18 protein-coding genes are annotated in these 16,491 nt (G+C 72.9%); 7 read left to right on the forward strand and 11 right to left on the reverse strand.

What is annotated here, in order from left to right; translation table 11 throughout:
• The first annotated feature begins 78 nt into the window (after window positions 1-78).
• Entirely contained in the window at window positions 79-918 is an 840-nt protein-coding gene (locus tag AB0316_RS18590) for an aldo/keto reductase (protein ID WP_366274554.1), read from the forward strand.
• Window positions 919-945: 27 nt separating this feature from the next.
• Here the strand turns inward: AB0316_RS18590 and AB0316_RS18595 are convergent, their stop codons facing one another.
• From AB0316_RS18595 to AB0316_RS18620, 6 genes are all read right to left on the reverse strand, one after another.
• A complete protein-coding gene (locus AB0316_RS18595; protein ID WP_366274555.1) occupies window positions 946-2,085 on the reverse strand; it encodes an ArsO family NAD(P)H-dependent flavin-containing monooxygenase in 1,140 nt (379 codons plus the stop codon).
• Between the two features lie 8 nt (window positions 2,086-2,093).
• The gene (locus AB0316_RS18600; RefSeq protein ID WP_366274557.1) at window positions 2,094-2,432 is read right to left on the reverse strand and encodes an ANTAR domain-containing protein; all 339 of its coding nucleotides are present in this window, start codon (window positions 2,430-2,432) and stop codon (window positions 2,094-2,096) included.
• A 255-nt stretch (window positions 2,433-2,687) separates the two neighbouring features.
• Window positions 2,688-3,404, reverse strand: coding sequence for a response regulator transcription factor (locus AB0316_RS18605; RefSeq protein ID WP_366274558.1), 717 nt, complete (start codon window positions 3,402-3,404; stop codon window positions 2,688-2,690).
• Window positions 3,368-5,185 (reverse strand): GAF domain-containing protein, encoded by a 1,818-nt coding sequence (locus AB0316_RS18610; RefSeq protein ID WP_366274559.1) that lies wholly within the window; start codon window positions 5,183-5,185, stop codon window positions 3,368-3,370. The genes AB0316_RS18605 and AB0316_RS18610 overlap by 37 nt, the downstream gene beginning before the upstream one ends.
• A gap of 65 nt (window positions 5,186-5,250) precedes the next feature.
• The gene (locus tag AB0316_RS18615; protein ID WP_366274560.1) at window positions 5,251-5,814 is read right to left on the reverse strand and encodes a pyridoxamine 5'-phosphate oxidase family protein; all 564 of its coding nucleotides are present in this window, start codon (window positions 5,812-5,814) and stop codon (window positions 5,251-5,253) included.
• A gap of 1 nt (window position 5,815) precedes the next feature.
• Entirely contained in the window at window positions 5,816-6,526 is a 711-nt protein-coding gene (locus tag AB0316_RS18620) for a hypothetical protein (RefSeq protein ID WP_366274561.1), read from the reverse strand.
• A gap of 293 nt (window positions 6,527-6,819) precedes the next feature.
• Here AB0316_RS18620 and AB0316_RS18625 point away from each other — a divergent pair, with 293 nt between their 5' ends.
• Window positions 6,820-7,233: a universal stress protein gene (locus AB0316_RS18625; RefSeq protein ID WP_366274562.1), complete on the forward strand. Its 414-nt coding sequence runs from the start codon at window positions 6,820-6,822 to the stop codon at window positions 7,231-7,233.
• 27 nt (window positions 7,234-7,260) lie between these two features.
• Here AB0316_RS18625 and AB0316_RS18630 read toward each other — a convergent pair whose 3' ends face one another.
• Both AB0316_RS18630 and AB0316_RS18635 read right to left on the reverse strand, forming a co-directional pair.
• On the reverse strand, window positions 7,261-8,709 hold the full coding sequence (locus tag AB0316_RS18630) for a cation:proton antiporter (RefSeq protein WP_366274563.1): 1,449 nt from the start codon (window positions 8,707-8,709) through the stop codon (window positions 7,261-7,263).
• Window positions 8,710-9,103: 394 nt separating this feature from the next.
• Window positions 9,104-9,919, reverse strand: coding sequence for a sigma-70 family RNA polymerase sigma factor (locus AB0316_RS18635; protein WP_366274565.1), 816 nt, complete (start codon window positions 9,917-9,919; stop codon window positions 9,104-9,106).
• A 148-nt stretch (window positions 9,920-10,067) separates the two neighbouring features.
• On the opposite strand from AB0316_RS18635, the gene AB0316_RS18640 reads away from it, so the two are divergent.
• From AB0316_RS18640 to AB0316_RS18650, 3 genes are all read left to right on the forward strand, one after another.
• Complete coding sequence (locus tag AB0316_RS18640) at window positions 10,068-10,472, forward strand: hypothetical protein (RefSeq protein ID WP_366274567.1); 405 nt, start codon at window positions 10,068-10,070, stop codon at window positions 10,470-10,472.
• Window positions 10,473-10,553: 81 nt separating this feature from the next.
• Window positions 10,554-11,255, forward strand: coding sequence for a DUF6766 family protein (locus AB0316_RS18645; protein ID WP_366274569.1), 702 nt, complete (start codon window positions 10,554-10,556; stop codon window positions 11,253-11,255).
• 3 nt (window positions 11,256-11,258) lie between these two features.
• Complete coding sequence (locus tag AB0316_RS18650) at window positions 11,259-11,930, forward strand: UdgX family uracil-DNA binding protein (RefSeq protein ID WP_366274571.1); 672 nt, start codon at window positions 11,259-11,261, stop codon at window positions 11,928-11,930.
• Window positions 11,931-11,974: 44 nt separating this feature from the next.
• Here AB0316_RS18650 and AB0316_RS18655 read toward each other — a convergent pair whose 3' ends face one another.
• Both AB0316_RS18655 and AB0316_RS18660 read right to left on the reverse strand, forming a co-directional pair.
• Window positions 11,975-12,346 carry a hypothetical protein gene (locus AB0316_RS18655; RefSeq protein ID WP_366274573.1) on the reverse strand — a complete coding sequence of 124 codons (372 nt, stop codon included), beginning with the start codon at window positions 12,344-12,346 and terminating at the stop codon, window positions 11,975-11,977.
• 62 nt (window positions 12,347-12,408) lie between these two features.
• On the reverse strand, window positions 12,409-13,590 hold the full coding sequence (locus tag AB0316_RS18660) for a zinc-dependent alcohol dehydrogenase (RefSeq protein ID WP_366274575.1): 1,182 nt from the start codon (window positions 13,588-13,590) through the stop codon (window positions 12,409-12,411).
• 50 nt (window positions 13,591-13,640) lie between these two features.
• Between AB0316_RS18660 and AB0316_RS18665 the strand changes: the two genes are divergently transcribed.
• Both AB0316_RS18665 and AB0316_RS18670 read left to right on the forward strand, forming a co-directional pair.
• Window positions 13,641-14,690, forward strand: a complete 1,050-nt coding sequence (locus AB0316_RS18665; RefSeq protein ID WP_366274577.1) for an SDR family NAD(P)-dependent oxidoreductase — start codon at window positions 13,641-13,643, stop codon at window positions 14,688-14,690.
• A 116-nt stretch (window positions 14,691-14,806) separates the two neighbouring features.
• Window positions 14,807-15,409 carry an NAD(P)H-dependent oxidoreductase gene (locus AB0316_RS18670; protein WP_366274656.1) on the forward strand — a complete coding sequence of 201 codons (603 nt, stop codon included), beginning with the start codon at window positions 14,807-14,809 and terminating at the stop codon, window positions 15,407-15,409.
• Between the two features lie 12 nt (window positions 15,410-15,421).
• Here the strand turns inward: AB0316_RS18670 and AB0316_RS18675 are convergent, their stop codons facing one another.
• Window positions 15,422-16,351, reverse strand: a complete 930-nt coding sequence (locus AB0316_RS18675; protein ID WP_366274579.1) for an SGNH/GDSL hydrolase family protein — start codon at window positions 16,349-16,351, stop codon at window positions 15,422-15,424.
• Window positions 16,352-16,491: the final 140 nt, after the last annotated feature.

Genomic DNA, 16,491 nt, shown 5'->3' on the forward strand with positions numbered 1-16,491 from the left:
GCCGCCCCTCCGCCGCCGGCGCATGCTGCCGGCCCTCGCGCCCTCGCGCGCTTCCCGCCCCCTGCGTAGGTTGGGGTCATGGTGACGGTCCCCACGCGCACGCTCTCGGACGGCACGACGCTGCCCGCCATCGGCTTCGGCACGTACCCGCTGAAGGGGGAGGACGGCATACGCGCCATCGAGTCGGCGCTGCGCGCCGGCTACCGGCTGCTCGACACCGCCGTGAACTACGGCAACGAGGGCGAGGTCGGCGAGGCGATCCGAAGGTCCGGCGTCCCGCGCGAGGAGATCGTCGTGCAGACGAAGGTGCCCGGGCGCGACCATGCGTACGACCGGGCCATCGCCTCGGTGGAGGCCTCGCTCGAACGGCTCGGGCTCGAGCAGGTGGACGTGGCCCTCATCCACTGGCCCAACCCGAGCGTCGGGCTCTACGTGGACGCCTACCGTGCGCTCGTCGAGTGCCGCAGCCGCGGTCTCGTGCGCTCGGTCGGCGTCAGCAACTTCACCGAGAGGCACCTCGGCGAGGTCATCGACGCCACGGGGGTGACGCCGGTGCTCAACCAGGTGGAGCTGCACCCGCTCTTCCCGCAGGAGCAGCTGCGTGCTGCCCACGAGCGTCTGGGGATCCTCACCGAGGCGTGGAGCCCGCTCGGCAAGCGCAACGCCCCCTTCGCCGCCGACCCGGTCGCGGCGGCAGCGCAGGCCCACGGCGTCACCCCCGCGCAGGCGATCCTGCGCTGGCAGGTGCAGCTCGGGGTCGTCCCGCTGCCCAAGTCGGCCGACACCGAGCGGCAGCGGACCAACCTCGACGTCTTCGGCTTCGAGCTGGGCGAGGAGGAGGTCCGCGCCATCAGCGGGCTCGGCCGCGACGACGGGCGGCTCTTCGGCGGCGACCCCGACACCCACGAGGAGATGTGAGCGCGGCGGGCCCCCAGCAGCCGGCGATCACCGGGCCGCGAGGTCGGGCCTGCCGAGCGACGTGACGATCTCGCGCACGGCGTCGCGGGCGGTGCGGCCGACGCCGATGAGGGTCGCCGACGCCGGGCCGGTCCAGTCGCCGTAGCCGACGAGGTGCAGGCGCGGCTCGTCGCGCGCCCGGGTGCCCACGACCGCCGGGTGGTGGCCGTCGCGGGACAGGCGCAGCGGTGCCAGGTGCTGCAGGTCGGGGCGGAACCCGGTGCACCACAGCACCACGTCGGCCTCCTGCGTCGTGCCGTCAGCCCATTGGACCCCGGTGGGCGTTAGGCGTTCGAACATCGGCCGGGCCACGAGCACCCCCCGGTCGCGGGCCGCCCGCACGGGCGGCACCATGACGACGTCGCCGAGGCCCGCCACGCCACCCGGGTCGTCCCTGCCGCTGTCGAGAGCCTTGCGGCGGGCGGTCGCGACCTCGAACAGCACGCGCCCGTCGACGTCGTCGGGCAGCAGCCGCGGCGGCCGCAGCGTGACCCAGGTGGTGTCGGCGACGAGCGACACCTCGGCGAGGAGCTGCGCCCCGGTGTTGCCCCCGCCGACCACGACCACCCGCCTGCCGGCATACGGCTCGGCGGTGCGGAAGGCCGCGCTGTGGAGCTGCTCGCCGGCGAACGTCTCGGCGCCGGGGTAGCACGGCACGAACGGGCGACCCCACGTGCCTGTCGCGCTGACGACGGCGCGAGGCCGCCAGGTCGTCGTCCCTGTCGTGCCGGTCGTCCCGCTCGTCGGGCGACTGCGGACCATGAGCCGCGTCTCGCCCGGCTCGGGACGCTCCACGCCGAGCACGCGGGTGCCGCGATCGACCGGCAGCCCGTAGCGCTTTTCGTAGCGGGTGAGGTAGTCGACGACGTGGCGGGCCGGCGGGTAGTCCTCCTGCGTCACGGGCATCAGCCAGCCGGGCAGGGAGGAGAAGCCCGGCGGTGAGAAGAGTCGCAGGGACGGCCAGACGTGCTGCCACGCCCCGCCCGGGCCCTCCTCGGCGTCGAGCAGGACGTAGTCGCTGCCCGCGAGGAGGCCGGCGCGTCGCAGGTGGTAGCCCACGGCCAGGCCGGCCTGGCCGGCGCCGACGACGAGGACCTCCACCTCGCGCCCGCCGCTGGAGTCGTGCACGCCTACCGTCAGAGCCGGTCGAGTGACCCGGTCTCGACGACCTGGGCGGCGAGCACGTGCAGCTTGACGTTGCGGGACATGCTGGCGCGGCGCAGCTGCTCGAAGGCCTGCTCCCGGGTGAGCCGGGACAGGGCCATCAGGATGCCGATGGCAGCACCGATGTCCCGGCTGTGGCCGAGTGCCGACTCGAGCTGGATCGCTCGCGACTCGGCCGCGTCGAGACGCTCGAGCGCGTCGAGAAGGTAGCACTCGACAGGCGTCAGCTCCGCCATGCCGTGCGCCGTCGTTCCGAAAGCCGCGTCGACCCCTTCCGCTGGTGGTGTGTCCGTCAGGGCCTCAGGCTCCATGGACCGCTCCTCGTGCAACCCGGTCGGCTGGCCTTGTCTCGACCTCGACCGGTGAACGTCCCACCCTAGGGGAGCCCTCCGACAACGAGGGGAGCCGAGGGCGACGGCGCGGTGCGAGCCGGGTGACCGGGAGAGTCGCGGGAGCCACACGAGTCACGGGAACAGGCGAGACGGCACCCGCTCGGGGGATCGGGTGCCGCCTCACCCACACCATCGCGCCACCCGCCGTTGCGTTACACACTGTGCCGTATGTCGTCACGGGGCCTCGTGCGTCAGCTCGCCGTCGCCGAAGTGCTGGGCCCCGTAGACGGCGGCCTGGGTGCGGCGCTCGAAGCCGAGCTTGGCGAGCAGGGCCGACACGTAGTTCTTGACGGTCTTCTCGGCCAGGTGCAGTCGCGCCCCGATCTGGCGGTTCGTGAGCCCCTCGGCGATGAGCCCGAGGATCTCCTGCTCACGGTCGGTGAGGCCGTCGGGGCGGGGGCCGGCGCTGGTCTCCGTCTCGGGGCTGCGCAGCCGCTGCAGCAGCCGCTCGACGAGGGCCGGGTCGATGAGGGAGTGGCCGGCTGCCACGTGCTCGACCGCCTCCGTCAGGGACGGGCCCCGGATCTGCTTGAGGAGGTAGCCGGAGGCGCCGGCCATCACAGCGGCGAAGAGGGCGTCGTCGTCGTCGTAGGAGGTGAGGATGAGGCACCGGGTGTCCGGTGAGCTCATCTGCAGGTCCCGGCACACGTCGATGCCGCTGCCGTCGGGCAGCCGTGCGTCGAGCAGGGCGACGCGGGGAGCCAGGGTCGGGATCCGCCGCCGTGCCTCGGCGGCCGTGCCCGCCTCGCCGACGACCCGGAAGCCGTCGTGGGCCTCGAGCAGGTCGACGAGGCCGCGACGCACGATCTCGTGGTCGTCGAGCAGGAAGATCGTGACCTCGTCCATCGGGTCGTTCACGTGCTCGCCCCGTCGTCCAGTCGTGCGGTCCATGTCAGCACCGTCACTCTCTCGTTCGTCGTCAGCGCGCAGTCACCGTGCCGGGCCCGGGCGCGGCTGGCGAGGTTGGACAGGCCGCTCTCGGGGCCTCGGGCCGGCTGCTCGAGGCCGGCGCCGGTCACGCCCGTGGCCAGCGGTCCGTCGTCGCTGACCTGCACCGTCACGACGTCGGCCGATACGGTCACCCGGATGTCAACGGCCGAGGCCACCGAGTGCTTCACGACGTTCGTCAGAGCTTCGCGCAGCACGGCCGTCACGTCGTGGAGCAGGCCCGGCTCCAGGGCCGTCGCGACAGGGCCCTCCAGTCGCAGGGCCGGCTCGAACCCGAGGGCCGCCGACGCGGACGCCACGACCTCGAGGAGCACGGCCCGGGCGTCCCTCGAGGCCGGGTGGACCTGCAGCTCGAAGATCGCCGACCGGATCCTGCGGATGGTGCCGTCCAGATCGTCGACGGCGCGGGCCACGGTCTCCCTCACGGTGGGCTCGACGGCCCGGCTGCGTACCGCCTCGAGCGAGAGTCCAGTGGCGAAGATCCGCTGGATGACGTGGTCGTGCAGGTCCCTGGCGATGCGCTGGCGGTCCTCCAGGACCGCTATGCGCTCCTCGTCGGCCCGCCCGTCGGCGAGCTCGAGCGCCACGGCTGCGTGGTTGGCCAGCTGCTCGGCCATCTCGACCTCGGCCCGGGAGAAGACCGGCCCGCCCTTGCCGCGAGCCATGACGACGACGCCGCGCACGCCGGACTCCCCGGCGAGCGGGCACGCCATCGCGGGCCCGCACGGACCCTGTCCGGCAACTGCGACGAGCGCCGGCTCGCCGTCCGAGGCGGGGCCGGTGACGACGGCGCGGCGCTCGCGCATCGCCACGCCCGCGAGCGACCGCTCGGCGGGGTATGCCGTCCCGACCAGGTCGTCGGCCTGCCGACCGCGCGCAACCTCCACGACGAGGCGGACGGCATACGCCCCCGTGGCCTCGCCGCTCGAGGTCTCGGCCCCCGGCGCGGCGCTCACCTCGGGGAAGTCGAGGGTGACGACATCGGCGTCGGCGAGGCGCAGCATGGCATCCGCGATGCGCACAAGGACGTTGCTGCCGAGCCCCGGTCGCAGCAGGTCCCTGGTGATCTCCGCCGAGGCGCGCAGCCACTCCTGCCGACGGCGCGACTCCTCGTAGAGCCGGGCGTTCTCGATGGCGACGCCGGCGTTGGCCGCCAGGGCGACGACGAGGTCCTCGTCGTCGTCGGTGAAGTCGGAGCCGTCGACCCGGTCGGCGAGGTAGAGGTTGCCGAAGACCTCGCCCCGGCAGCGGATCGGCACTCCCAGGAAACCCTGCATGGTCGGGTGGCCGGCCGGGAATCCGGCCGACCGCGCGTGCTCCGCGATCGCACTGAGGCGGATGGGCTGGGGCCGCTCGATCAGCAGGCCGAGGATGCCGTCGCCGGTGGGAAGATGACCGATGCGGGCCACCGCGGCTTCGTCCATGCCGGTGTGGATGAACTCCTCGAGGCGGCCGTCGGGCCCGATGACTCCGAGGGCCGCGAAACGCGCCCCCGCGACGTCTCGGGCGGCCTCGACGATGCGCCGCAGGACGGCGGAGAGCGTCAGCTCGGAGACGACGGAGCGGTTGGCGGCGAGCAGGGTGCGGAGCCGGTCCTCGGCCGAGCCGGAAGGGCCGGCTGCAGTCGTGGCCCGCGTGCCCATCAGCGGCGTCCCTGTCCCGTCCCGAGAGGCGAGCTCCGTCGCCGGGTCGCGCGGGCCCTGCACGCCCCGGTCACGATCCAAGGCTAGAGCGCGGGACGCCGGCCCCGGGGGCATTCTGCGACAGTGGTTTTCAGCTCAAAAGGTACTTATCGGGCATTGACCGGTGTTCTGGGCAAGCCGAACGAGCGCCCGGTCATCCGCTCGACCGTGATGCCGATGAACACGTTGCGCACCCCGCCCGCCCACGGCTCTGCGCCCTCGACCGTCCACAAGTGCGTGAGCAGCGCGGGCGAGGCGACCGCCTGGGCTCGGCCGTGGACGATGACGCTCCAGCCGGCGTGGCGCGCAGCATCCAGCTCGTCGACCTCGAAGACCACCTGCGTCGGCCGCACGAGCTCCGAGAGCACACCGAAGGGCGAGGTGCGGAAGACGAGCAGCTCACCGACGCAGGCATAGCTCACCGGCAGGATCTGCGGTCCGCCGCCGGCGTTCCACGCGATCCGCCCGATGTCGCGCGACTCGAGCAGCGTCTGGCACTCGGGCAGGGTGAGGTCGACGTAGTTGAGCCGTCGGCTGGACCGGCGCGGCTGTGGCGTGATGGGCGCCGGCGGGGCCAGCGGGGCCGGATGGACCGACCGAGCTGCCTCGGCCGTCTGGGCGGGCCGGGCCGGGCGCGAACGCTGGCCGGCGGGGGTCTTCGACAGGGCCATGTCAGGTCTCCCGTGCGACGCCGGATGCGGCGAGCCGGCGATGGCGGTGACGACTGTGGCCCGGCCCGTCGGTCCGTCCGTGTCCGACCGGGGCGGTCAGCGCGGGGCTCAGTGCCGGGCTCAGTGCCGGGCTCTGCGTCAGGGCCTTCGGCTCGGGGACCTCGGTGATCGGCGAGGGCGGGGCGGTGGCTGCGTGCAGCAGCTCGCGACACTGCTCGAGCTCCGTGCGCACGCGGACCAGCTCCGAGCGCAGCTCGAGGTAACCGGCGAGGCTGTCACCCACGGTGCGGGCCCAGGCGTCCACGGCACGCCAGTCGGCTCCCCACGTCATCGGGATCGACGAGTCCCCGCTGTGGGCGCGCTCGTCGGCGGCCGCGTCGTCGGTCAGCAGGCTGTTTCGCCGCTGCGGCTCCCGGTTCGCTCCAGCGCCACGGTGGGTCACTCGCAGGCGGTCGACGTCGACGACGAGGTCGTAGCCGCCCGTCACCGGCATCGCCACGCACGGCCGGCAGGTCACCTGGTGACCGACCAGGCTCAGCTCGTCGGCGATGGTCGCGGCGATGGCTTCGTCGATCCCCGCCGTGGTCGCGGCCACCGACGTGGTCGGCGCTCCGGTGGCGGGGCCTTCGGTCGCCTCAACGTCGACAGGTCGGCGCCGGGGCTCGTCCGACGGCGGTGGGGGCGTGGGATAGGTGATGAGGACCGTGCTCATGTGCTCTCCGTGCTCGACGGCCGCCTGGTGCGGCACTGCGTCGATCCTGCGTCGACGTCGTGCTCGGGGAGCACGGCCGAAGGTCGGGGACGGACGGGACCAAGGTCCCGGATCGGACAGGACCAAAGCACCTGACCAGTCCCGTCGGGGTGGGCGAGTGTGGTCATGAGGTGAGTTCCATGGACGAGACGACGCAATCAGGCGCCGGCCCTACGGCCTCCGAGCCGTCACGCGCGCCACAGCGGTCAGCGGTAGGAGGGAGTGCCGTTCCCGCTGGGCAGACGGGCCTGGTCGTGGTGGGGGTGGACGGCTCGAAGGAGAGCCGGATCGCGCTGCGCTGGGCCTGCTCCGAGGCACGCGTCCGCGGCTGCGCCGTCCTTGCCGTCTCGGTGTGGCACCTCTACCCGCTGGCGCCCCCTGAACGAGTCGGGGCGTCACCGTGGTGGTTCACGGCCGACCCCGAGGAAGCCACCCGTGCCTTCCTCGGGGAGGTCGTGGACGAGGTCACCGCCGACTTCCCGGACGTCCAGGTGGAGCGGCGGGTGATCGCCGGTCACGCGGCGGAGGAGCTCATCGGGCTCTCCTCCCAGGCCGACGTGGTCGTGCTCGGCGCCACCGGCAGCGGGGGCTTCGTGGGGATGAGGCTGGGCTCGGTGACCCGAGCCGTGCTCGAGCACGCCCTCTGCACCGTCGTCGTCGCCCGCTGAGGCCGTCTCAGGCGGTCTGCGGCCGTCTCAGGCGGCCTCTGCTGCGGCGGCCGCAGCGATGCGCTCCGCGCGCGCCGCCGCACGCTCGCGGCGACGGTCGAGGTGGCGCATGACCGGTGTCGCGAAGGTCCCGTGCACCATCACGGAGAGCAGGATCGTGAAGGCGACGGTCGACCACATCCAGCGCTCGTCGGAGAAGGCGTGCTCGCCGGCCGCGAAGGCGAGGTAGTAGAGCGAGCCGACGCCGCGTACCCCGAAGAAGGCCGTCGCCAGCGTCTCGCGCCGACCCAGGCCGCCCGGCAGGTCCGCGCGCCGGGCCGCCACCCGCAGGCTGAGCCAGCCCGCCAGGGGCCGCACGACGAAGACGAGCGCGAGGGCGATGACGACCCCGCGCCAGTCGAGTGCGTCGAGCACGCCCTTGGTCATGCCCATGCCGAGCAGCAGCAGGATGATGAGCGTGAGCAGGCGTTCGAGACGCTGCACCACCTCGTGCATCGAGCGGTGGTAGTGGTGGTTGCGCTCCGCAGCCCGCAGAGTCATGCCGCACACGAAGACCGACACGAACCCGTAGCCACCGACGAGCTGGCTCACACCGTAGGTCATGACGAGCGCGGCGAGCGCGAGCAGCGGCTCGCCCTGCTCCGCCAGGCGCAGGGAGGGGCTGGGGGAGCGGAAGGCGATGCGGGCCAGCACCCACCCGACGGCGGCGCCGGCCGCGACGCCGAGGACGATCTTGCCCACGAGGTCCCACGCGAGCCAGTGCGCGCCCCACGACGCGAAGCCACCGGCCGAGGCGAGCAGCACGGCCGCGGTCACGAACGGGAAGGCGAGGCCGTCGTTGAGTCCCGCCTCCGAGGTCAGGGCGAAGCGCACGTCGTCCTTCTCGTCGACCGGCTCGCCGTCGTCGCCCTGCGGGGACTCCGCTGCCCCGGGCACGGCCTCGCTGTGGGCGGCGTCCGGTCCATCGGAGCGGATGCCCCCGGCGGAGTCCCCGCCGGGGCTCACCTCGTCCTCGCCGACACGGGGGCCGCCGACCTGCACGTCACTGGCCAGCACCGGGTCGGTGGGGGCCAGCGCGGCCCCGAGCAGGAGCGCGGCGGCCGGTGCCACGCCGAGGCCCCAGCCGAGCAGGGCGATCGCGCCGATCGACAGCGGCATCGCGACCGCCAGCAGCCGCCACGTCGGCGACCACGACGCCCACGAGGCCTTGCTGCGCCAGTCGAAGGACCGATCGATGGCGAGCCCGACGCCCATCAGGGCCACGAGGATGGCGAACTCCGTCACGCGCTCGACCTGGGGCCGGATCGCGACGGGGTCCAGACGCATACCCTGCGGCAGCGGCAGCAGCCCGATCCCCATGCCGAGGAGCAGCAGCACCATCGCGGCCGACACGGCATACCGCTCGAGGATGTTCGGCAGCACCGCGGCGAGGAACATGGCGAGGCCCGCGATGAGGTAGATCAGGTCGATGGACATGGTGTCATTGCAGCTTGCTCCTCCGGTGGGCCCCACGTCACCTACCCGGCGCGGGCCCGGCGCGATCCGCGACGGCTCGCGCCGAGGCGTGGGCGCCTCTCGCGCACGGGCCGTCGGGCAGGCGCGTCGCGAGCGAGCTCGGGTTGCCGAGCAAGCTGAGCTGGGGGTGCTGACGGCCCGGCACCAGCTGACACGTGACCAGGCGTTCGGCCTGTTGTGAATGGCCAGCCAGGACACCAACCGCAAGCTGCGCGACGTGGCGCTCGAGGTGTCCGACACCGCGCAGCTGCCGGCCGCGAGGCGCGGCCGCCCGCGACGCGGTGACGTCGCGGGCTGACCGCCCTCCCGGCTCGAGCAGGCTGCTCGAGCCGGGCCGTCAGGGCTGTCACGCCCGTCAGGACGCGGCGGTCACCTGCTCGTGCTCGGTGTGCTCGACGAGGTGGTCGTGCAGACGCCCCGTGATGCGGCGCAGCGTCCGGGAGACCTGCATCTGGCTGACGCCCCGGGCCTCGCCGATCTCACGCTGGGTCATGCCCTCGACGTAGCGCATCAGCAGCAGCTCGCGCTCGTCGTCGTCGAGCTCGGTGAGCGCCTCGGTCAGGCACACGCGGTCGTCCGCGCCCTCCATGTCCTCGTCGTCGGCGGCCAGGAAGGCCGACAGGCCCGGACGCTCGTCGTCGGCGGGGCTGCAGTCGAGCGAGAGCGGCCGGAATCCCGTGGCGGCGGACGCCACCTCGCGCACGTCCTCGACCGAGACGCCGACGGCTTCGGCCAGCTCGGCGTCGCTGGGGGTGGACCCCAGCTGCTGCTCGAGCTCGGCACGGATCGACTGGAGGTTGACCCGCAGCTCCTGCAGGCGGCGGGGCGGGCGCACCACCCAGCCGCGGTCGCGGAACCAGCGCTTCAGCTCTCCCGAGATCGTGGGCACGGCATACGCCGCGAAGGAGGGCGCGTGACCCGGCTCGTAGCGCCGGACCGCCTTGACGAGCGCGAGCCGTGCGACCTGGACCAGGTCGTCGTGCTCGATGCCCCGACCTTCGTAACGGCCGGCCATCGTGGTGCAGAGGTCGAGGTAGAGGTGCACGATGTGCTCGACCACCTGCTCCGACTCTTCGGTGCTGCTGCAGTGCCGCATCTGCTCGAAGAGCTCGGCGGTCTCGAGGTCGCGTTCGGCAAAGGAAAGTCGAGGGTGCACAGAGTAATGCGCCATGACTCATCTCCGATCATTCGGACGAAAGAGTCGGCGCTGTGATTGGACCGCTCAGACACTTCGACGGTCTCACGGTCCACACGATTGCGCAATGGCAGGCATCCGATCGAGCACGTTTGCCGGGGCCCGTCTCGGGTATGAGACGGCCATGCGACGCGTCCACTCGCTCCTGACCCTCGCCGCCATCGGCGCGGTGACGTTCACCGGGTGCTCGTCCGTGGACGAGCCCGGCGCCTCCGCCGTGGCGCAGCGGTTCCTCACCCTGGCGCGCACCGACGCGACGGCCGCGTGCGAGCTGCTCGCGCCGCAGACGGCACAGCGCCTCCAGGATGACGGGGGCAGCTGCCCCAAGGGCCTGCAGTCGGCGAAGCCGCCCGCGCCGGGTGAGGCCACGAGGGTGACCGTCGCGATGAACTCGGCGCAGGTCCGGATGGGCGACCAGGCGGTCTTCCTCGCGCGGTTCGACTCCGGCTGGCGCGTGACGGCGGCCGGCTGCACGCGCGAGTCCTCGGACGACGCGGTGCCCTACAGGTGCGCGGTCGAGGGGAGCTGACGTGAAGACGATGTTCGTCCTCTACTGCCTGGTCATCGCGGCCGGGTTCGCGCTGGCCTTCACCGTCGGGGTGGCGGGTCGATGAGGGCCCGGCGACCGGCGAGCGGTCCCCGCTCGTTCTGGCGCGCGAACAGCCTGACCATCGTCTTCGGGCTCCTCCTGCTCGCCTTCGTCGTCGGCCAGGCCGTCTCCGGCCTCGCCGAATACAACGAGTCGATGAGAACCGAAGGCCTGCAGGAGCTCTCGTTGCTGCGCTACGTGACCTCCTCCTCCTTCGCCGTAGACCTGTTGGAGAACTGGCAGTCCGAGTACCTGCAGTTCACGCTCTACATCCTGCTGACCGTCTGGCTCGTCCAGCGAGGGTCGTCCGAGTCGAAGAAGCCCGGCGAGGAGGGGCGGGACTCGGACGAGACGCAGATGGTGGGCCCCTTCGCCCGACCCGACTCCCCGTCGTGGGCCGCGCGCCGGGGCTGGCGCCGCAGCGTCTACTCGCACTCGCTCGTCATCGTCATGGCCGTGGTGTTCCTGCTCTCGTGGTTCGCCCAGGCGGTCACGGGCCGCGTCGCCGAGAACGACCAGCGGCTGCGGAACCGGCTCGACCCGATCAGCCTGGGCGACTACGTCGTGAGCCCCGACTTCTGGTCCCGCACGCTGCAGAACTGGCAGTCGGAGATGCTGGCCATCGGCTCGATGGCGGTCTTCGCGATCTACCTGCGGGAGCGGGGCTCACCGGAGTCGAAGCCGGTCGGCATGCCCCACCACGTCACCACCTCGGACGACTGACCGATGGCAGCCACTGGTGCAGGCCGCGGTGCACCCCACGACGGCGGGGGCGCCGCACCGTGGGTGCCGTCCGAGCCCACGGTCGCATCCCTCAAGGCGGCCGTGCAGGCGTGTCGTGGGTGCGAGCTGTTCGAGGACACCACGCAGGCCGTGATGGGCGATGGCCCCGAGGGGGCGCGGCTCATGCTCCTCGGTGAGCAGCCGGGCGACCGGGAAGACCGCGAGGGCCTGCCCTTCGTGGGGCCTGCCGGGCGGCTGCTCGACCATGCGCTCGAGTCCGCCGGACTGGGCGACGTACCGGCCTACCGCACCAACGTCGTCAAACACTTCCGCCACGAACGCGGGGCGGGCAAGCGGATCCACAAGTCGCCGTCACGGTGGCACGTCGCGGCCTGCGAGCCGTGGCTCTTGGGCGAGCTGGAGGCCGTGCGCCCCGTCGGTGTGGTGGTGCTCGGCGCCACGGCGGGACAGTCCCTCCTCGGCCCGTCCTTCCGGGTCGGCGCCTCGCGGGGCCGCCGGATCGACTGGCCCACAGAGCGTTTCGCGTTGACGCGCCAGCCCGGGTGGTTGGTCGCAACCGCGCACCCCTCGTCGGTGCTGCGGTCGCGGCAGCGCGATGCCGACCTGGCCGCGCTCGTCGCCGACCTCGAGGTGGCCCGGGACCTGCTGCGCTGACGAGCGGCCGCAAGTGGCCTACGCGGCTTGCGTAGCCTGCGCGGTCAGTCGTCGCGCTCCCACGGGGCGTCCTCGCCCATCTTGGCGTAGTACTTGGCCAGGTGGCTCTTCACCCGGTCGCGGTCCTTGTCAGGCAGGTCCACGCCGCCGCGCGAGCCCTGCATGACGGCCGCGGCGGCCATGACGCCCCGCGGCACGGCCGTGAGCTTCCCGTCGACGACGTCGGCGACGAGGAGCTTGTATGCCGTGAAGTTCGTCTTGTTGTCGGCGTCGTACCAGACGTGGGCATCGCGATACTTCTCGTTCGGCTCGTCGCTGGCACCCGCCCACTCCCGCACCCGCTTCTCCGCGGCAGCACCGTCCCACTGGCGGTCGCGGTCGGCGAGGGGTAGGTCCTGGAAGCTCGTGACGCTCATCTGCGGTCTCCTTCTCTCGTTCGGCGTCGGTCGGGGGCTTGTGCTTTTGGCCCGCGGGTGGTTCAGGGTCGCAGGACCACCTTGAGGCACTCGTCCTGCTTCTCCTGGAAGACGCGGTAGAGCTCCGGCGCGTCCTCGAGGCGGGCGTGGTGCGTGGCCAGGCCCTCCAGGCCGAGCACGTCGTCGTCCGTGCGGACGATGTCGAGCAGCTCGTCGCTCCAGCGGCGCACGTGGCACTGGCCCATGCGGATGGTCAGTCCCTTGTCGAACAGCTCCATCATCGGCATCGGGTCGGCCATCCCGCCGTAGACGCCGCTGATCGAGAGCGTGCCACCGCGGCGCACGGCAGCCACGGCGGTGTGGAGCGCGGCGAGGCGGTCGATCCCGAACCGCTCGATCGCGCCGCGCGCCACCGGCTTGGGCATCCGGCTGGCGGCTCCGATCACCTTCTCCGACAGTGGGTTTCCGTGTGCCTCCATGCCGACCGCGTCGATGACCGCGTCCGGGCCGCGGCCGTCGGTCAGGTCGATGAGGGCCTGCGCGACGTCGGTGTCGCGGGCATCGACGACCTCGGCGCCGTTGGCCCGGGCCAGCTCGAGCCGGTCGGGCACGAGGTCGACGCCGATGACCCGGCCGACACCGCGGTGCAGCGCGGACCGGACGGCCAGCTGTCCGACGGGCCCGAGCCCCAGCACCGCGAGCGTGTCGTTCCCGTTGACGTCGGCGTACTCGACGGCCTGCCAGGCCGTGGGGAGGATGTCGGAGAGGTAGAGGAAGCGCTCGTCGGGCATCTCGTGCGGGATGACGATCGGGCCGAAGTCGGCGTGCGGCACGCGGACGTACTCGGCCTGGCCGCCCGGGACGGACCCATAGAGGCTGGTGTAGCCGAAGAGGCTGGCTCCCTTGCCGGCCTCAGTGTTCTGGGTCGTCTCGCACTGGGCGAAGAGCCCGCGCTGGCACATCCAGCACCGGCCGCACGAGATGTTGAAGGGCACGACCACCCGGTCCCCGACGGCGAGGGTGGCCACGCCCGGGCCGACCTCCTCGACGATCCCCATGAACTCGTGCCCGAGCACGTCGCCGGGCTGCAGGTAGGGGGCCAGCACCCGGTAGAGGTGCAGGTCCGAGCCGCAGATGGCGGTTGAGGTGACGCGGACGATCGCGTCGGTGGTGTGAGCGATGACGGGGTCGGGTACGTCGGTCACGCGGACGTCCTCGATGCCGTGCCAGGTCAGAGCCTTCATGTCCGGCTCGTACCCGCGCCCGCTCGCCGCAGAACCTGCAAGGAGACACCATGGCCCCGACCGGATCAGCCCAATCGGGCGTCGACGAGGCGACCCCGGCGTCGTCACCGGCGACGCCCGACGGTGACGCACCGACCGGCCGCCTGCCCGTCGCCGTCGTGCTGGGCGCCTCGCGCGGGCTGGGGTTCCTCATCGCCCGGGACCTGCTGCAGCGGGGCCACCACGTGGTGCTCGCAGCACGTGACGAGGCCGAGCTGGCCGACGCGGCCCGCGACCTCGAAGGACTGGGTCCGCTGGCCGTCGAGCCGTGCGACGTCCGCGACCGCCACCAGGTCGGCGAGCTCGTGGGCAAGGTGGAGCACACCGTCGGACCCATCGAGGTGCTCGTCACCGTGGCGGGGGTCATCCAGGCTGCGCCGGCCGAGTCGCTGGCCCTGCACGAGTTCGAGGACGCGATCGACACCATGGCCTGGGGCCCGATCCACGCGGCGATGACCGTGCTGCCGCACATGCGCCGGCGCGGACACGGCCGGATCGGAACCGTCACCTCGATCGGGGGCATGGTCTCGCCGCCGCACCTGCTGCCGTACGCCACTGCCAAGTTCGCGGCCGTGGGCTTCTCCGACGGGCTCGCCGCGGCCCTCAGCGGCACCGGCGTCTCGGCCACGACGGTGGTGCCGGGACTGATGCGCACCGGGGGCCACGTGCACGCGCGTTTCGGCGGGGACGCGCCGGCCGAGTACGCGTGGTTCGCCCCGGCTGCCTCCCTGCCCTTGGTCTCGGTTGATGCCGAGCGTGCCGCCCGCCGCATCGTCGACGGCGTGCTGCGCGGCAAGGCCATGGTGGTGCTCACGCCGCTGGCGTGGGTCGGCATCCGCGTGCGCGGTCTCGCCCCTGCCACGACGACGCGCCTGATGGGCCTGGCCGCACGGCTGCTCCCAGGGCCGGCGGGGCGGGAGGGTGCGCGGACCGTCGAGGGCGCCGAGGCCGCGCGCCGTCTCGCCTCGCCGCTCGTCGACCGGCTCACCACGCTCGGTGACCGCGCCGCGAGGCGCACGCACGACGCAGCGCCTCCGGCAGGCGGCGACTCGGACATCTAGAGCCGCCCGGCCGACCGCTCGACCACCACACCGCCCGTCGGGGGTGGGTGTTCCCACCGCGTCCGCGGGTACGGGACCGGGACCTGCACCCGACGACACCGGAGGTTCCCGTGCCCCTGACCGCCCTCGCCCTGAACTGCACGCTCAGCCCGTCCCCGGCCGACTCGAGCACCGAGCTGCTGGCCCAGCAGGTGCTCGACGCCCTGGCCGAGCACGACGTGTCCGGCTCGATGGTGCGCGTCGTCGACCATGACGTCCGTCCCGGTGTCGAGCTCGACATGGGCCACGGCGACGCCTGGCCGGGCATCCGCGAGCAGCTGGTCGCCAGCGACATCATCGTGGTGGCCACCCCGACGTGGGTCGGGCAGCACAGCAGCGTGTGCCAGCGCGTCATCGAGCGGCTCGACGCCGAGCTGTCGGAGAAGGACGACCAGGGTCGCCTGCAGACCTACGGCAAGGTCGCGGTGGCGGTCGTCGTCGGCAACGAGGACGGCGCCCACCACATCAGTGCGGTCCTCTTCCAGGCGCTCAACGACGTCGGCTTCACGATCCCTGCCGGTGGCGTGACCTACTGGAACGGCGAGGCGATGCACGGCACCGACTACAAGGACCTGGACTCGACGCCCGACACGGTGGCCAGCACGACGCGTACGCTCGCGGCCAACGCGGCCCACCTCGCGGGGCTGCTGGCCGGCAGCCCCTACCCGCCGTCCGAGTGAGCTGCGGCCCCGTCAGGGCGCCGACCGGAACGCGTTGACCGCCTCCGCCGCGGAGAGCTGGTCCATGACGGCACCGGCCAGCAGCGTGTGCCCGGCTGCGTTGGGGTGGTCACCGTCGTCGAGCAGGTCGCCTGTGGGGTCGCGGTCGCCGGCCGGGCCCTTGAGGGGCGTGTAGGCGTCGACGTAGATCGCCCCCGTGGACCCGGCCACCTGCTGCACGGTGTCGTTGACGAGCCGGGTGAGCGAGTCGCTGCCGTTGACGAAGGCCTCGCCGAGGGCGCGGCCCACCGCGCCGTCCCGGGTGACGTTCCAGTAGCCGAGGAGGGCGATGCGCAGGTCGGGCCGCTGGTCGATCCGGTGGATCGCCGCGATGATCCGGAGCAGGCCGTCACGCACTCCGGCCACGGTCGAGGACCAGCACGACGAGCCGGCGGCGGGGTAGCAGCCCTGGTCGTCGACGCGGTCGAGGTTGAAGTCGTTGGCCCCGACCTCGATGACGACGAGGTCGGCCTTGGCGAGGTGGTCACGCGTGGGCGAGGTGTTGACGTCGTTCTCGACGTCGGCCGTGGTCCAGCCGCCCTGGGCGTCGTTGTGCACGGTCCACGGGCGGTGGGTCAGCTTCTGCAGCTGGCTGCCCACCTGCTCGACGAAGCCGGTGCAGCCGCACGTGGTGGCCGAGGGCACCGAGTCGCCGAGCCCGACGAGGGTCAGGGGACCGGTCGGGGTCGCCGTCGACGTCGGCGAGGGGGAGGCGCTGGAGGCAGTCGGGGTCGGGCTCGCGGGCGTCGGGCTCGAGGGCTCACCCGATGCCGCACCCGTGGGTGCGGCCGTGCCGGTGGCCGTGCCCGCCCCTAGCGAGGTGCCTGCGGGTCCGAGCCCGGGCACGACGCCGCTGATGCCGAGTGCTGCGAGCACGACGAGCCCGAGCAGGGCTGCCAGCACGTGCCTGGGCCTGGGTCCTCCCGCTGCCGCCCCACCGGCGCGCCGGTGCTGCCCGGAGCGGCGGTGCTGCCCGGAGCGGCGGCGCTGCCTGGGCGCGACGTCCGGCGCGTGCGGGTCCCGGCCCTGCGGCACACGCCCTC

Source organism: Terrabacter sp. NPDC080008 (assembly GCF_040702505.1).
Taxonomy (GTDB): Bacteria; Actinomycetota; Actinomycetes; order Actinomycetales; family Dermatophilaceae; genus Terrabacter.

Bases quoted from the DNA above. Each gene is read 5' to 3' on its own strand.
- AB0316_RS18630 (WP_366274563.1), bottom strand. From the start codon at position 8,709: ATGTCCATCGACCTGATCTACCTCATCGCGGGCCTCGCCATGTTCCTC.
- AB0316_RS18600 (WP_366274557.1), bottom strand. From the start codon at position 2,432: ATGGAGCCTGAGGCCCTGACGGACACACCACCAGCGGAAGGGGTCGAC.
- AB0316_RS18645 (WP_366274569.1), top strand. From the start codon at position 10,554: ATGAGGGCCCGGCGACCGGCGAGCGGTCCCCGCTCGTTCTGGCGCGCG.
- AB0316_RS18660 (WP_366274575.1), bottom strand. From the start codon at position 13,590: ATGAAGGCTCTGACCTGGCACGGCATCGAGGACGTCCGCGTGACCGAC.
- AB0316_RS18655 (WP_366274573.1), bottom strand. From the start codon at position 12,346: ATGAGCGTCACGAGCTTCCAGGACCTACCCCTCGCCGACCGCGACCGC.
- AB0316_RS18665 (WP_366274577.1), top strand. From the start codon at position 13,641: ATGGCCCCGACCGGATCAGCCCAATCGGGCGTCGACGAGGCGACCCCG.
- AB0316_RS18605 (WP_366274558.1), bottom strand. From the start codon at position 3,404: ATGGACCGCACGACTGGACGACGGGGCGAGCACGTGAACGACCCGATG.
- AB0316_RS18635 (WP_366274565.1), bottom strand. From the start codon at position 9,919: ATGGCGCATTACTCTGTGCACCCTCGACTTTCCTTTGCCGAACGCGAC.
- AB0316_RS18590 (WP_366274554.1), top strand. From the start codon at position 79: ATGGTGACGGTCCCCACGCGCACGCTCTCGGACGGCACGACGCTGCCC.
- AB0316_RS18650 (WP_366274571.1), top strand. From the start codon at position 11,259: ATGGCAGCCACTGGTGCAGGCCGCGGTGCACCCCACGACGGCGGGGGC.
- AB0316_RS18620 (WP_366274561.1), bottom strand. From the start codon at position 6,526: ATGAGCACGGTCCTCATCACCTATCCCACGCCCCCACCGCCGTCGGAC.
- AB0316_RS18640 (WP_366274567.1), top strand. From the start codon at position 10,068: ATGCGACGCGTCCACTCGCTCCTGACCCTCGCCGCCATCGGCGCGGTG.
- AB0316_RS18615 (WP_366274560.1), bottom strand. From the start codon at position 5,814: ATGGCCCTGTCGAAGACCCCCGCCGGCCAGCGTTCGCGCCCGGCCCGG.